At 67.6% G+C, this 14334-nt stretch carries 11 protein-coding genes and 1 pseudogene; 6 read left to right on the top strand and 6 right to left on the bottom strand.

Annotated features, from left to right (window positions below; genetic code table 11):
- Window positions 1–19: 19 nt before the first annotated feature.
- On the bottom strand, window positions 20–160 hold the full coding sequence (locus tag N878_RS29745; protein ID WP_021446208.1) for a cupin domain-containing protein: 141 nt from the start codon (window positions 158–160) through the stop codon (window positions 20–22).
- 57 nt (window positions 161–217) lie between these two features.
- Here N878_RS29745 and N878_RS25020 point away from each other — a divergent pair.
- Window positions 218–1225, top strand: a pseudogene (locus N878_RS25020) (EAL domain-containing protein); the annotation flags it as partial.
- A gap of 137 nt (window positions 1226–1362) precedes the next feature.
- On the opposite strand, the gene N878_RS29265 reads toward N878_RS25020, so the two are convergent.
- Together N878_RS29265 and N878_RS29260 are read right to left on the bottom strand one after the other, a co-directional pair.
- Window positions 1363–1458: a multicopper oxidase domain-containing protein gene (locus N878_RS29265; protein ID WP_021446205.1), complete on the bottom strand. Its 96-nt coding sequence runs from the start codon at window positions 1456–1458 to the stop codon at window positions 1363–1365.
- A gap of 228 nt (window positions 1459–1686) precedes the next feature.
- Window positions 1687–1884, bottom strand: coding sequence for a hypothetical protein (locus N878_RS29260; RefSeq protein ID WP_021446204.1), 198 nt, complete (start codon window positions 1882–1884; stop codon window positions 1687–1689).
- A gap of 796 nt (window positions 1885–2680) precedes the next feature.
- On the opposite strand from N878_RS29260, the gene N878_RS25010 reads away from it, so the two are divergent.
- From N878_RS25010 to N878_RS25000, 3 genes are all read left to right on the top strand, one after another.
- On the top strand, window positions 2681–4012 hold the full coding sequence (locus N878_RS25010; protein ID WP_021446203.1) for a deoxyguanosinetriphosphate triphosphohydrolase: 1332 nt from the start codon (window positions 2681–2683) through the stop codon (window positions 4010–4012).
- Between the two features lie 7 nt (window positions 4013–4019).
- Window positions 4020–5081 carry an FUSC family protein gene (locus N878_RS25005; RefSeq protein WP_021446202.1) on the top strand — a complete coding sequence of 354 codons (1062 nt, stop codon included), beginning with the start codon at window positions 4020–4022 and terminating at the stop codon, window positions 5079–5081.
- Window positions 5082–5216: 135 nt separating this feature from the next.
- Window positions 5217–8168 carry an HD domain-containing phosphohydrolase gene (locus tag N878_RS25000; protein ID WP_021446201.1) on the top strand — a complete coding sequence of 984 codons (2952 nt, stop codon included), beginning with the start codon at window positions 5217–5219 and terminating at the stop codon, window positions 8166–8168.
- A 73-nt stretch (window positions 8169–8241) separates the two neighbouring features.
- On the opposite strand, the gene N878_RS24995 is transcribed toward N878_RS25000, so the two are convergent.
- Complete coding sequence (locus N878_RS24995) at window positions 8242–8583, bottom strand: YggL family protein (RefSeq protein ID WP_021446200.1); 342 nt, start codon at window positions 8581–8583, stop codon at window positions 8242–8244.
- A gap of 214 nt (window positions 8584–8797) precedes the next feature.
- Between N878_RS24995 and dacB the strand changes: the two genes are divergently transcribed.
- Complete coding sequence (dacB, locus tag N878_RS24990; protein ID WP_021446199.1) at window positions 8798–10234, top strand: D-alanyl-D-alanine carboxypeptidase/D-alanyl-D-alanine-endopeptidase; 1437 nt, start codon at window positions 8798–8800, stop codon at window positions 10232–10234.
- A gap of 111 nt (window positions 10235–10345) precedes the next feature.
- Here the strand turns inward: dacB and rlmKL are convergent, their stop codons facing one another.
- A complete protein-coding gene (gene rlmKL / locus N878_RS24985) occupies window positions 10346–12523 on the bottom strand; it encodes a bifunctional 23S rRNA (guanine(2069)-N(7))-methyltransferase RlmK/23S rRNA (guanine(2445)-N(2))-methyltransferase RlmL (protein WP_021446198.1) in 2178 nt (725 codons plus the stop codon).
- A gap of 418 nt (window positions 12524–12941) precedes the next feature.
- On the opposite strand from rlmKL, the gene rmf reads away from it, so the two are divergent.
- Entirely contained in the window at window positions 12942–13157 is a 216-nt protein-coding gene (gene rmf, locus N878_RS24980) for a ribosome modulation factor (protein WP_003244273.1), read from the top strand.
- Between the two features lie 80 nt (window positions 13158–13237).
- On the opposite strand, the gene N878_RS24975 is transcribed toward rmf, so the two are convergent.
- On the bottom strand, window positions 13238–14260 hold the full coding sequence (locus N878_RS24975; protein WP_021446197.1) for a quinone-dependent dihydroorotate dehydrogenase: 1023 nt from the start codon (window positions 14258–14260) through the stop codon (window positions 13238–13240).
- Window positions 14261–14334 lie beyond the last annotated feature (74 nt).

Here is a 14334-nt window from a genome sequence, read left to right as displayed (position 1 = left end):
CACCCGCCAGTACAAGCGCCTAGGGCGCGAGGTGCCCGGTCTTGCACCAGACCAGGCAGCCCTCGGCACTGCCCGGGCGATGGCTGAACTGCGCCGGGTAACGCAGCCAGCTGCCCGCCGGATACACCCCGCGCTCGTCCTGCAGGCTGCCTTCGAGCACGAGAAACTCGGCGCCGCCGGGATAGTCATGCGGCGCTTGCGCGGTGTCGGGCGCCCAGCGCTGCGCCGCCTCGACCGCCAGGTGCGCGAGGATGCCCTGGCACGCTTTCACCAGGCGCCTGCGGACTGGTTTCTCAGCCTCAACATCTCGCCGCGCTGGATCAGCCGCCTGCGTCCGGCGCAGCCGCTGCCCAGCCTGCTGCAACTGCAGCGCAGCGGCATCGACCCGGCGCGCATCGTCTTCGAGATCACCGAACTGGGCGGCGCCAGCCAGCGCTTGCCGGACGTGGTGGCGCGCTACCGCGAGGCCGGCGCGCGCATCGCCATCGACGATTTCGGCGCCGGCTACTCGCAGCTCGACCGGGTGCTGGCGCTGCAGCCGGACATCCTCAAGCTGGACATGCGCCTGTTCCAGGCCGCCGCCCGCGGCGGCCCCAGCGGCGAGGTGGTCAAGGCGCTGGCACAGATGGCGGAAAAGACCGGCTGCTGGATCATCGCCGAGGGCGTGGAAACCGAAGCGGAGCTCAACTTCGCCCTGGAATGCGGGGCCCGCTACGTCCAGGGTTTCCTGTTCGCCAAGCCCGCCCGCGAGCTGTTCGCCAGCGAGGCCTTCGCCGGCCGCTTCGCCCGTCTGCGCGACAGCTACGTGCAGCACAAGCTCGCCGAGCGCGCGCGGCTGATGACCCTGCGCCAGCAACTGGCGGAGCTGATGCACGAGCTGCGCCCGTGGGCCGAGAGCGGCGCGCCGGCCGCCCGCCTCCGCGCGCCGGATCACTACCCCTGGCTGCTGCGCATCTATCAGTGCGACCGCCACGGCACCCAGCTCACCCCCAACCTGGAATGGCGCCAGCGGGCCTGGCACAGCGACGACCGCTACCTGGGCCACAACTGGTCGTGGCGCCCCTACTTCTACCAGTTGCTCGCCGAAGGCTGGGAGGAGCGCCGCCTGACCCTGTCCACCACCTACCGCGACGCCACCAGCAACCAGTACTGCCTGACCGCTGGGCAGTTCATCGACCACGGCCGCCGCTTGCTGCTGGTGGACATCGACGCCGCCGGCCTCTGAGAAACTGTTCAAAATCTTTTGCGCAGTAGGTTCAGGAAGGCCAGGTGGATGAACTGCAGACTGCTCCAGCCGAACGCGGCGACGCCGAGCGCTGCCAGTACCTTGCTTCGCGTATTCATGGCAAGCCTCCGGCTGGCTCAGACGATCTCACAACGCAGCATCATCGAGTGGTCTTCGTGGGTCAGGTTGTGGCAGCGCATCACGTACTTGCCCTTGTAGTCGCGCAAACGCATCGCCCCCCCACGAGACAGTACGGTCGGAGATGTTGAACACAGCCTTGCGCCGCGCCACCCGCAGCAATGGCTCGATCTTGCCGATGACCACCACCTTGTCGCCGGGGATGCCCCGGGGCTGACCTGGTCGTAGTAGAGCATGTCGTTGGGGTCGAAACGGCGGTCGCCGAAGGCTGGCGGATCGCCCTAGTGCGAATGCACCACCGGGCTCAGCACGGGCAGATTCGGTCAGGCGGCCTGATAGGTCCAGACCGGCTGCGGCGGATAGGCCGGATTGAACACCCAGCCCTCGCGCTGCGCAGCCTGCAACTCGTAGTGCTCGGCCTGCCGGCCGAACTGAGCCCAGCGCCGATGCGCCGGATGCCCGGCCTCACCGGCAACGGCGTTGGTAAGCTCGGCGGGCGGCGGATCGAGCGCTTGCCGCAAAGCAGTGGTGGCCGGTCGGGCAGGAACTCCTGCCAGGGAATGGTCGCCAGGATCAGCGCCGCACTATGGAGAAAGCCGCGCCGCGACAACGGCCCGGCGGCGCCGTGGACCGATCGACGGGCGTGGCGACCTCTTGCACCTCACCCGGTCCTTGACTCGGCCATACCGGCTTGATGTTCGTGCGTCCACTATTCGCAGGCATACGGCCCCGCGTGCAGGCGCAATGAACCCGCCCGCCTGAAATTGGGTCGACTCGACCTGGCATCCGGGCCGGAACAGCTGCCAGCGACCACACCAGCCGATGGGCAGGTGCACCGGAGCGAGTCGACTCGGCTCCGGCAGGGGCGCTGCGCGGGCAATCAGCAGATAAAGGGAGGGGCGTGGAACAGCTGCCAGAAGCACCTCGTCCAAACGGGGCGCAGGGTACGGCAGGTCGAATAGCTATCCATGGCATTCTCCCAAGCGGCAAAACGCTCAATCACGGCAACCAGCGCCCTCACCTTCGCCAGCCACTGTCAAATAACCAACCACCCCAACCCTAACTTAAGTCCAACTCCAGCAAACAGACAGAGAATCGTCACGCACCAGAATAAAAGCGCATAGACGCGACAAACATATGTAAATAATGAATCCCCTCAAAGAAGGATCTGTACCCGCGCCATGCCTGGGCTGCAGCGCCTCATGCAACCGCCCCAAAGCCACCTGCCATGCAGAACCGCGAAGCACGCGCCCGGCTTGCGCCGCGCGGCGCGAACGCCGAAGCTAGGGCTCTGTTCATCTCCGGAGAGGATCGGCCTTGGATTGGCACACCCTGCTCACCCGCGAACGTCTCGGCAAACCCGCTCCCAGCTCTGCGGAACTGGGCCGCAGCCCCTTCCACAAGGATCACGACCGCATCATCTTCTCCGGCGCCTTCCGCCGCCTGGGGCGCAAGACCCAGGTGCACCCGGTGAGCAGCAACGACCATATCCACACGCGCCTGACCCACTCGCTGGAAGTCAGCTGCGTCGGCCGCTCGCTGGCCATGCGCGTCGGCGAGATGCTGCGCGACGAGCTGCCCGACTGGTGCGCACCGAGCGACCTGGGCATGGTCGTGCAGTCGGCCTGCCTGGCCCACGACATCGGCAACCCGCCGTTCGGTCACTCCGGCGAGGACGCCATCCGCCACTGGTTCCAGCAGGCCGCCGGACGGGGCTGGCTGGACGCCATGAGCGAGGCCGAGCGCGCCGACTTTCTCAGTTTCGAGGGCAACGCCCAGGGCTTTCGCGTGCTCACCCAGCTGGAATACCACCAGTTCGACGGCGGCACCCGGCTGACCTACGCCACCCTCGGCAGCTATCTCAAGTACCCCTGGACCGCGCGCCATGCCGAGGCCCAGGGCTACAAGAAGCACAAGTTCGGCTGCTACCAGAGCGAGCTGGCGCTGCTCGAGCAGATCGCCGCCAAGCTGGAGCTGCCGCAGCTGGAGGCGCAGCGCTGGGCGCGCCACCCGCTGGTGTACCTGATGGAGGCGGCCGACGACATCTGCTATGGCCTGATCGACCTGGAAGACGGCCTGGAGATGGGGCTGCTCGACTACGCCGAGGTCGAGGCGCTGCTGCTCGACCTGGTTGGCGACGATATTCCGGAAACCTACCGTCAACTTGGACCCCAGGATTCGCGCCGGCGCAAGCTGGCGATCCTGCGCGGCAAGGCCATCGAACACCTGACCAACGCCGCCGCCGGCGCCTTCGTCGAGCAGCAGCGCGACCTGCTCGCCGGCTGCCTGCAGGGCGACCTGGTGGAACATATGCACGGTGCGGCCAAGCGTTGCGTGCAGAGCGCCAAGTCGCTGGCCCGCGAGAAGATCTTCCACGACAAACGCAAGACCCTGCATGAGATCGGCGCCTACACCACCCTGGAAATCCTCCTCAACGCCTTCTGCGGCGCCGCTCTGGAGCAACACGGCGGACGCGCGCCGTCGTTCAAGCACCGACGCATCCTCGACCTGCTCGGCAACAATGCGCCCGACCCGAGCTGGCCGCTGTACCGCTCCTTCATGCGGGTGATCGACTTTATCGCCGGCATGACCGACAGCTACGCTACGGAAATGGCGAGGGAGATGACCGGGCGTTCCAGCCCGGTGTAACAGGCCTATGAAGAATTTGATCCGCAGCACTTTCACCTGGCATGCCGGGCCGCCGGCCTGGGGCCCGGCGCTGGTCGCCGGGTTTGGCTGCGCCCTGCCCCTGCTGCTCGGCCTGTTCACCGCCCACAGCGGCTTTCTCTGGGCCTCGGCCGGCGCCTTCCAGGCCGCGCAGGCCAACCCGCTGCACCGCTTCGGCATGCTGCGCATGCTGCTGCTCACCGGCCTCGGCGCCTGCAGCGCGGGCCTGGGCTTCTGGGCTGCCAGCCATCCGCTGGTCAGCCTCGGTATTTTCGCCGCCTTCGGCCTGCTGCTGGCCTGGCTGCAGCGCTTCGGCAGCGAGGCCGGCAAGCTGGGCATCGGCCTGGCCATCTGCCTGTGCCTGGGCCAGGGCCAGTTCGGCGTCGGCAATCTGCATAACCCCTATGCGGTGGCCATGCTGTTCATCCTCGGCGGGCTCTGGGTGATGCTGCTGGCCTTCGGCCTGCGCGGCCTGCACGGGCTGCGCATGTGGCCGTACATGCCGCGCTTCATCAGTATTCTCAAGGTGCTCAAGCGCCACGCCCAGCGCCTGCCGCGCCAGCAGTGGCGCCTGCATGCGCTGGCCTGCGTGCTGGCGTTCGCCGCCTCCGGGCTGATCGTCAACCTGGCCGGCCTGTCGCGCGGCTACTGGCTGACCCTGACGGTGATCACCACCCTGCAGCTGGAATTCCAGGGCAGCCTGGTACGCGCCCTGCAGGCCAGCCTGGCCAGCCTGGCCGCGGCCGGCCTGCTGATCGCCTTCGGCCACAGCCTGCAGAACCCGCCGCTGATGGTGATGACCCTGCTGCCGCTGGTGATCCTCAGCCGCGCCCTGCAGGCCAACCACTACGGCCTGTTCGTGCTGCAGACCAGCCTGTGCTTCGTGCTGCTGGCCGAGAGCCTGGCGCAGGACTGGCACCTGGCCGAGGTGCGCCTGCTCAACGCGCTGATCGGCGTCGCCCTGGCCCTGACCGTGGCCCTGCTGGTGCACGGCCTGCGCCTGCAACTGAGCAAGCCGCACAAGCTGCAACAGGGGCAGCAATCGCCGTAACGTCGACGCCTGGGGTGTTGCGGGCCCGCTAGGCCGCGCGCACCAGAAGCACGCTGGCTGCCGACGACCAAGCAGGCCCGGCCACTCTTCACTATGCTTGCTCTGCCCGCAGCGTCACCCAAGGAGTGAAGTGCGATGCCCAAGACCGCCGTTCCGCGCGAGCGTCGCTTCCCGTTACACGTCCATATCAGCGCCCTGTTCACCCTCCTGTTGCTGCTCACCGGCGTGGTGCTGGGGCTGTTCAACTACCAGCAGACCAGTCAGATGATCGTCTCCAGCAGCGCCAAGCTGTTCGAGCGCATCCAGCACGACGTGCAGCAGGACCTGGACAGCACCTACCGGCCGATCCGCCACCTGCTCAGCCTGCTGACCCTCGACCCGGCCACCCAGGGCGACGACCTGGACACCCGCCTGGCCCTGCTGCGCCCCTTCGTCCAGGCCCTGCGCGACAACCCCAAGCTCGGCTCGCTGTACCTGGGCTACGACGACGGCGACTTCTTCATGGTCCGCCCGCTGCGCAGCGACGCCCTCAAGCAGCGCTTCGACGCCCCGCCGGGTGCCGCCTACCAGATCTGGTCGATCGACCGCAGCGCCACCGGCACCGAAGCCTACTACCTGTTCTACGACGGCTCGCTGAACCAGATCAGCCGCCGCCAGCGCCTCAAGGAAAGCTACGACCCGCGCAGCCGCGACTGGTACAAGCGCGCCCGCGGCGACGGCGGGCAGATCACCACCGCGCCCTATGTGTTCTTCTCCACCGAGGAGGTCGGCACCACCCTGGCCCGGCGCAGCGGCCTGACTGCGGTGCTCGGCGCCGATCTGACCCTGGCCGATCTGTCCGCCACCCTCGCCGCACACCGCGTCACCCCCAACAGTGACCTGGTACTGGCCGACGCCGAGGGCAACGCCGTGGCCTACCCCGACAGCAGCCGGCTGATCCGCGTCGAGGGCGACAGCAAGCGCCTGGTCAAGGTGCGCGAGATCAACCCGGTGCTGGGCGAGCTGCTCGACGGCGAACTCAACGAACAGGACCAGGGCACCGTGGTGCTGGCCCAGCAGCGCTGGGCCATGGCCCACCGGCATATCCAGGAAGGCGGCCCGCAGGGCCTGCACCTGGCGCTGCTGGTGCCCGAGCGCGAGCTGCTCGCCGATGCCTACCGCATCCGCTGGCAGGGCGCGCTGATCACCCTCACCACCCTGCTGCTGTGCCTGCCGCTGGGCTGGCTGGCCTCGCGCCTGGTGGTCAAGCCGCTGCGCGCGCTGGTGCAGGAGGCCGAGGCGATTCGCCGCTTCGACTTCGACCACCCGGCCAGCGGCCGCTCGCCGATCCTCGAAGTCGATCAGCTAGCGGTGTCGATGACGCGGATGAAGGACACCCTCGGCCGCTTCCTCGACATCGCCGCCAGCCTTTCCGCGGAAACCCGTTTCGACGCCCTGCTGCGCCGGGTGATGGACGCCACGGTGGCGATCAGCGAGGCGCAGGGCGGGGTGATCTACCTGCTCGACGCCGACAGCGGCCGCCTCGAACCCCAGGGCCTGGTGCTCGACGGCCAAGCCCATGGCCTGGACGAACTGGGCCTGCAGGGTTTCGCCCTGGACGACGCGGCGCTGCCCGACTGGCTGCGCGGGCCGGCCAGCGGCGGAGCCAGCGTCGCCATGTCCCTGGGCTTCGACCAGGCCGGCAGTTTCCGCGGCCTGCTCTCGACGCTGGACAGCCCGCGCCTGCACCTGATTGCCGCCGGCCTGCACAACCGCCAGGGCGACACCGTCGGCGTGCTGGTGCTTCTGCAGCGCGACCACGGCGACGGCAACGACAGCATGTTGCGCCCGGAACGACTGGCCTTCGTCGACGCAGTGTCCGGCAGCGCCGCGCTGTGCATCGAGAGCCAGCGCCTGCTGGCCCGGCAGAAGCAGCTGCTCGACGCCTTCATCCAGCTGATCGCCGGCGCCATCGACGCCAAGAGTCCCTACACCGGCGGCCACTGCCAGCGCGTGCCGGAAATCACCCTGATGCTCGCCCGCGCCGCCGCCGACAGCGACGAGCCGGCCTTTCGCGACTACCGGCCCAGCGACGAGGAATGGGAGGCGCTGCATATCGCCGCCTGGCTGCACGACTGCGGCAAGGTCACCACCCCGGAATACGTGGTGGACAAGGCGACCAAGCTGGAGACCCTGTACGACCGCATCCACGAGGTGCGCATGCGCTTCGAGGTGCTCAAGCGCGACGCCTGGATCGCCTACTGGCGGGGCCGCGCCGAGGGTGGCGAAGACGCCGCGCTGGCGGCGCTGCGCGACCAGTTGCTGAACGAGCTGGACGAGGAGTTCGCCTTCGTCGCGCGCACCAACCTCGGCGGCGAGGCCATGGCCGAGGCCGACCAGGCGCGCCTCAAGCAGATCGCCGAACGCACCTGGCTACGCACCCTCGACGACCGCCTGGGTGTGTCCTGGGAGGAAGCCAAGCGTCAGCAGCGCAGCCCGGCGCCCAGCCTGCCGGTGGCAGAAGCGCTGCTGGCGGACAAGGTCGAACACCTGATCGAGCGCCCGGCACAGGAGCTGATCGCGCCGGACAACCCCTGGGGCTTCAAGCTGGAGGTGCCGCCGCACAAGTTCAATCGCGGCGAGCTGCACAACCTGAGCATCGCCCGCGGCACCCTGACCGCCGAGGAGCGCTACATCATCAACCACCACATCGTGCAGACCATCCTCATGCTCGGCCGGCTGCCATTCCCCAAGCACCTGCAGAACGTCGCCGAGATCGCCGGCGGCCACCACGAGAAGATGGACGGCACGGGCTACCCCAAGCGCCTGACGCGCGACGAGATGAGCCTGCCGGCACGGATGATGGCGATTGCCGATATCTTCGAGGCGCTGACCGCGGTGGATCGCCCCTACAAGAAGGGCAAGACGCTGTCGGAGGCGCTGAACATCATGGTCGGCATGTGCAAGGGTGCGCACATCGACCCGCCGCTGTTCGCCCTGTTCATCCGCGCCGGCATCTACCGGCACTATGCCGAGCGGTTCATGCTGGCCGAGCAGATCGATGCGGTGGACGAGCAGGCGCTGCTGGAGAAGGCGGGGCTGGCCTGACGGCCGTGGCCTGGATCGGCCGAACGGCTGATCCGGGGGAGGCGGCGCCGGAGAACCCGGCGCCGAACGCGGATCACGCCTGGTTGATCGGGTTTTCCGGGTACCAGACATCCAGCAGCGGGCTGATCTCGAAGCCCTGCAGCTCGTCGCGGCCCTTCAGCCAGGCCTCGACGGCGGTGCGCTGCGCCTCGTCGACCGAGCCGCGCTTGGCCAGGCAGACCAGACCGTAGTCTTCGCCGCCGACGTAATCCAGGCCGTTGCCGGCGATGGCCTGAGCGAGGAACTGGTCGATGAAGGCATCGACGGTCTGGTCGTTCAGGTCGGCCTTGAAGTTCAGGGTCAGCTCGAAGCCCAGCTCCTGGAATTCATCGACACAGAGCTTCTTGCGCAGACGGCGGGAACGGTTGGTCGCCATGAAACAATCCTCAAAAGTAATAACGCGCGGCACTCTAGCAGATCGCCCGACTTGTCGCTCGCTGCCCTGCCACCTTGCGGCATAATGTGCGGCAACTTTTCCCGGCGGCTGGCTGTCGTTGACTTCAGTTACTCGAGCACCCTCGCTCGCGGCTTGACCAACGAGCCGATCCGCCCCGTCGCAGTTGCCGCCTCAGTGCGCAAGGTTTTTCATCATGATCCAGCGGTTTCGCCAACTGGCGCTGAGCGCCCTGTTCCTGCCCCTCGCCCTCACCTGCCACGCCGCCGGCGGCGCCCTGCCGGCCAAGGTCGAGCAGGCACTGAAGGCCAACAAGATCTCCAACCACTCGCTGGCGGTGGTGACCCTGCCGCTGGCCGGCCAGAGCGGCGGCCTGCAGTTCAATGCCGATGTCTCGGTCAACCCGGCCTCCACCATGAAGCTGGTGACCACCTACGCCGCGCTGGAGCTGCTCGGCCCCAACCACCAGTGGACGACCGAGTTCTACGCCGACGGCCCGGTCAAGGACGGTGTGCTGCACGGCAACCTCTACCTCAAGGGCGGCGGCGATCCCAAGCTGAACATGGAGAAGCTCTGGCTGCTGCTGCGCGATCTGCGCCTCAACGGCGTGCGTCAGGTGCAGGGCGATCTGGTGCTCGACCGCAGCTTCTTCGTCGCGCCGCAACTGCCGGCCTTCAACGATGACGGCGGCGACGCCAACAAGCCCTTCCTGGTGGCGCCCGACTCGCTGCTGGTCAACCTCAAGGCGCAGCGTTTCGTCACCCGCGCCGAAGGCGGCAGGGTGCAGGTCGCCATGGACCCGCCGATCGCCACGGTGCGCATCGACAACCAGGTCAAGCTGCTCAAGGCCGGCCCCTGCCCGGCCTGGCCCGACGTGCGCTACAACGCCGTGAAGCAGTACGACGGCACCACCCTGATCGTCAGCGGCCAGCTGGCCGACGGCTGCAGCGCGCAGACCTACCTGTCGCTGCTCGACCACCCCAGCTACGCCGCCGGCGCCGTGCGCGGCATCTGGCAGGAGCTGGGCGGCAAGATCCTCGGCAAGGATCGCCTCGCCGAAGTGCCGGACAAGGCTCGCCTGCTGGTGCGCGCCTACTCGCCGGACGTGGTGGAGATCGTCCGCGACATCAACAAGTACAGCAACAACACCATGGCCCGGCAGCTGTTCCTCAGCCTCGGCGCGCAGTTTCGCACCGCCGCCGACCAGGACGACGCCATGGCGGCGCAACGGGTGATCCGCAGCTGGCTGGCACGCAAGGGCATCACCGCGCCGCACCTGGTGATGGAGAACGGCTCCGGCCTGTCGCGCGCCGAACGCATCAGCGCGCGGGAGATGGCGGCCATCCTCCAGGCCGCCTGGCGCAGCCCCTACGCCGCCGAGTTCCGCAGCTCGATGCCGCTGGTGGCGCTGGACGGCACCATGCGCAAGCGCCTGCGCCGCACCCCGCTGGTGGGCGAGGCGCATATCAAGACCGGCACCCTGAACAACGTGCGCGCCATCGCCGGTTACAGCCGCGACAGCAACGGTCAGGACTGGGCGGTGGTGGCGATCCTCAACGACCCCAAACCCTGGGGCGCCACCTCGATCCTCGACCAGGTGCTGCTGGAGACCTACAAACAGCCGAAGCGCTGAATATCTGTGGGAGGAGCGTAGGGTGGATGACGCTTTACCCATCCACCGGCGATGCACTTATGGTGGATGAGAAGAGCGCCATCTACCCTACGCAGGCCCGACAACCTCAAGCTAGCGCGCGCTGAAACGCCAGGCGCGGTGGATCTTCGGGTTGCGGGCGAAGTCGGGGTCGAGGGTCTGCGCGCTGATTTCCTCGACCTGGTAGCGCGCCGCCAGGCCCTCGTCGAGCTGGAACTTGCGGAAGTTGTTGGAGAAATACAGCACCCCGCCGCGGGCCAGGCGCGCCATGGCCAGGTCGAGCAGCTCGACGTGGTCGCGCTGCACGTCGAACACCCCCTCCATGCGCTTGGAGTTGGAGAAGGTCGGCGGATCGATGAAGATCAGCTCGTACTCGTTGCGATCCTCGGCCAGCCAGGCCATCACGTCGCCCTGCTCCAGGCGGTGCTTGTCGGAGAAACCATTGAGCGCCAGGTTGCGCCGCGCCCAGTCCAGGTAGGTCTTCGACAGGTCGACGCTGGTGGTGCTGCGCGCGCCGCCCTTGGCCGCATGCACGGTGGCCGTGGCGGTGTAGCAGAACAGGTTGAGAAAGCGCTTGCCGGCGGCCTCGCGCTGAATGCGCAGGCGCAGCGGACGGTGATCGAGGAACAGCCCGGTGTCCAAGTAATCGGTGAGGTTGACCAGCAGCTTGACCCCGCCCTCGCTGACCTCCATGAACTGGCCCTGGGCGGCCTGGCGCTGATACTGCTTGCTGCCGCTCTGCCGCTCGCGGCGCTTGATCGCCACCCGGTTCTGCGCCACGCCGAGGGCCTGGGGAATCGCCGCCAGAGCGTCGAGCAGACGCGCCTGGGCCTTGTCCGGATCGATCGAGCGCGGCGCGGCATATTCCTGCACGTGCACCCAGTCGCGGTACAGGTCCACCGCCAGGGCGTACTCGGGCATGTCGGCATCGTACAGGCGGTAGCACTCCACGCCCTCGCGGCGTGCCCACTTGCCCAGTTGCTTGAGGTTCTTCTGCAGGCGATTGGCGAACATCTGCCCGCCTTCGGACAGGCGTGCCTGCGGCGCTGCCTCGGCCGCAGGCTCCACCTCCTCGCGTCCGCGTCGCTCGCCGGTGACGAACTGCTCGGTCTGCACCTTGATCAGCAGCAGCTTGCAGGGCAATGCGCCGTTCCAGAAGGCGTACTGCTTGTGGCTGCGCAGGCCCATGCGCTTGCCCAGCTCCGGCGCGCCAGTGAACACCGCCGCCTCCCAGCCCAGGCAGGCCTGGCGCAGGCGCTCGCCGAGGTTCTGGTAGAGGTACAGCAGGCTGGCCTCGTCGCCCAGGCGCTCGCCATAGGGTGGGTTGCTGATCACCAGGCCCTTCTGGTTCTGGTCCGGGCGCGGCTCGAAGCTGCCCAGCTCGCCCTGATAGATCTTCACCCAGTCGGACAGGCCGGCGCGCTCGACGTTGTTGCGCCCGGGCTGGATCAACCGTGGGTCGGCCTCGTAGCCACGAATCCACAGCGGCGGCTTGGCCAGGCCGGCGGCGGCGCGCTGCTCGGCCTCGGCATGCAGTTTCTTCCATAGCGCCGGCACGTGGCCGAGCCAGCTGGAAAAGCCCCAACGCTCGCGGCGCAGGTTGGGGGCGATGTCGGCGGCCATCAGCGCCGCCTCGATCAGGAAGGTGCCGACGCCGCACATGGGGTCGGCCAGGGCCCCGCCCTCGGCGGCGATGCGCGGCCAGCCGGCGCGGATCAGCACCGCGGCGGCGAGGTTTTCCTTGAGCGGCGCAGCGCCCTGCTGCAGGCGGTAGCCGCGCTGGTGCAGGCTATGGCCCGAGAGATCCAGCGACAGCACGGCCTCGCCACGGTCGAGGCGCAGGTGCACGCGCAGATCGGGGTTGAGCTTGTCGATGCTGGGGCGCTCGCCGCTGCTGGTGCGCAGGCGGTCGACGATGGCGTCCTTGACCTTGAGCGCGCCGAAGTGGCTGTTGTCGATGCCCGAGCCATGGCCGCTGAACTCCACCGCCAGGCTGCCGGCCGGCTCCAGGTGATCGCGCCAGTCCACGGCCTTGACGCCCTCGTAGAGGTCGTCGGCGTTGTTCATGGAGAAGCGCGCCAGCACCAGCAGCACGCGGTTGGCCAGGCGCGACCACAGGCACAGGCGGTAGGCGGTCTCCAGCTCGGCCTGGCCGCGCACGGCGGCGGTCTGCTCGCGCGCTTCCTCCAGGCCCAGTGCCCTGGCCTCTTCCAGCAGCAGGCCTTCGAGCCCCTTGGGGCAGGTGAGAACGATTTCGTAACGATCCGACATGGACTTTCCAGTGCCTATGGCAATCAGGGAGGCGCGACCTGCGCGCCTCGACTCAAAATAAGTGACAAAACGTCACATCGCGACCCTTCGTCGGAATAAGCAAGCAGTCTCATTTGCACTAGCACAATGACGCCACTGCCGCTTGCGGCCAGGCCCCACGGCGCCTGGCCGGAAGACGCTGGACATATGCCCAGCGCCCTTATGGCCTCACCCTCATTTAGGTTACGCCCTTATGACAAATCGATCATTCACAGGCCTCGGCGCATTCGTTAGAACACTACTTAAGGCTTTCGCTGCAACGGCGAGGGCATAGAAAGTTCGCCACGCCGGCAGCGAACTTTCGCAGGCAGAAGACTCTCTGCCCGGCCTTGCCACAAGGCCAACGGGACATAACAGTCAACAGTGAGGGCAACACCCTATGAGAAGACTTAAGCGTGATCCGTTAGAACGAGCTTTTTTGCGCGGCTATCAGTACGGCATCAATGGTAAATCCCGCGAACTCTGCCCCTTCACCCTGCCTTCGGTACGTCAAGCCTGGCTCAATGGCTGGCGCGAGGGCCGCGGCGACAACTGGGATGGGCTGACCGGCACCGCCGGTATTCATCGACTCAACGAACTTCACGCTGTCGGCTGATCAGGATCACTTCCGACTTCACCATGCCGACCCCCTCCGGGCGGCGGGCGCAAGCCCAGGGGCTCCTTCGGGAGCCCTCTTTATTTGCGCAATGCCGCAATGGCATCCACCGCCTCGCGAATCAGCGCCGGGCCCTTGTAGATGAATCCCGAATAGATCTGCACCAGGCTCGCACCGGCGGCGATCTTCTCCGCCGCATGCCTGCCCTCGGTGATGCCGCCGACCGCGATGATCGGCAAACGCCCGCCCAGCTCGCCGGCCAGCACCTTGACGATATGCGTGCTCTTGTCGCGCACCGGCGCACCCGACAGCCCGCCGGCCTCGTCGCCATGGGCCAGGCCTTCGACGCCTTCGCGGCCGAGGGTGGTGTTGGTGGCGATCACCGCATCCATTCCCGCCTCCAGCAGCGCCGCGGCCACCAGCGCGGTTTCCTCGTCGCTCATGTCCGGGGCGATCTTGATCGCCAGCGGCACGCGCTTGCCGTGCTGCTGGGCCAGGTTCTCCTGGCGCTGGCGCAGCGCTTCGAGCAGTTCCTTGAGCGAGTCGCCGAACTGCAGACTGCGCAGGCCGGGGGTATTCGGCGAGCTGACGTTGACCGTGACGTAGCTGGCGTGGGCATAGACCTTGTCCAGGCAGGCCAGGTAGTCGTCCACCGCACGCTCGACCGGGGTATCGAAGTTCTTGCCGATATTGATCCCCAGCACGCCCTTGAACTTCGCCGCCTGCACTCGTTGCAGCAGGTGGTCGACGCCCAGGTTGTTGAAGCCCATACGGTTGATCACCGCCTCGGCCTCCGGCAAGCGGAACAGCCGCGGCTTGGGGTTGCCCGGCTGCGGCCTCGGGGTGACGGTGCCGATTTCGACGAAGCCGAAGCCCAGCTGGGCGAAGCCGTCGATGGCGTCGCCGTTCTTGTCCAGCCCGGCGGCCAGGCCCACGGGGTTGGCGAACTGCAGGCCCATCACCGTGGTCGGCAGACTGGCCGGCGCCTTGCTCAGCAGGCGGTTGAGGCCCAGACGGCCGCCGGCGCCGATCAGGTCGATGGACAGCTCGTGGGAGGTTTCCGGGGACAGTTTGAACAGCAGCTCGCGGGCCAGGGAATACATGGGCAGGCTTAGCTCGATAGATGAGGGTGGGCAGGCCGGCAATTATAGCCGCGCGCGGCCCACCGGCGCGAGGC

Origin of the sequence: Pseudomonas sp. EGD-AK9 (assembly GCF_000465935.2) — a bacterium.
Lineage (GTDB): Bacteria > Pseudomonadota > Gammaproteobacteria > Pseudomonadales > Pseudomonadaceae > Aquipseudomonas.
This window is presented reverse-complemented; position numbering and strand designations above follow the sequence as displayed.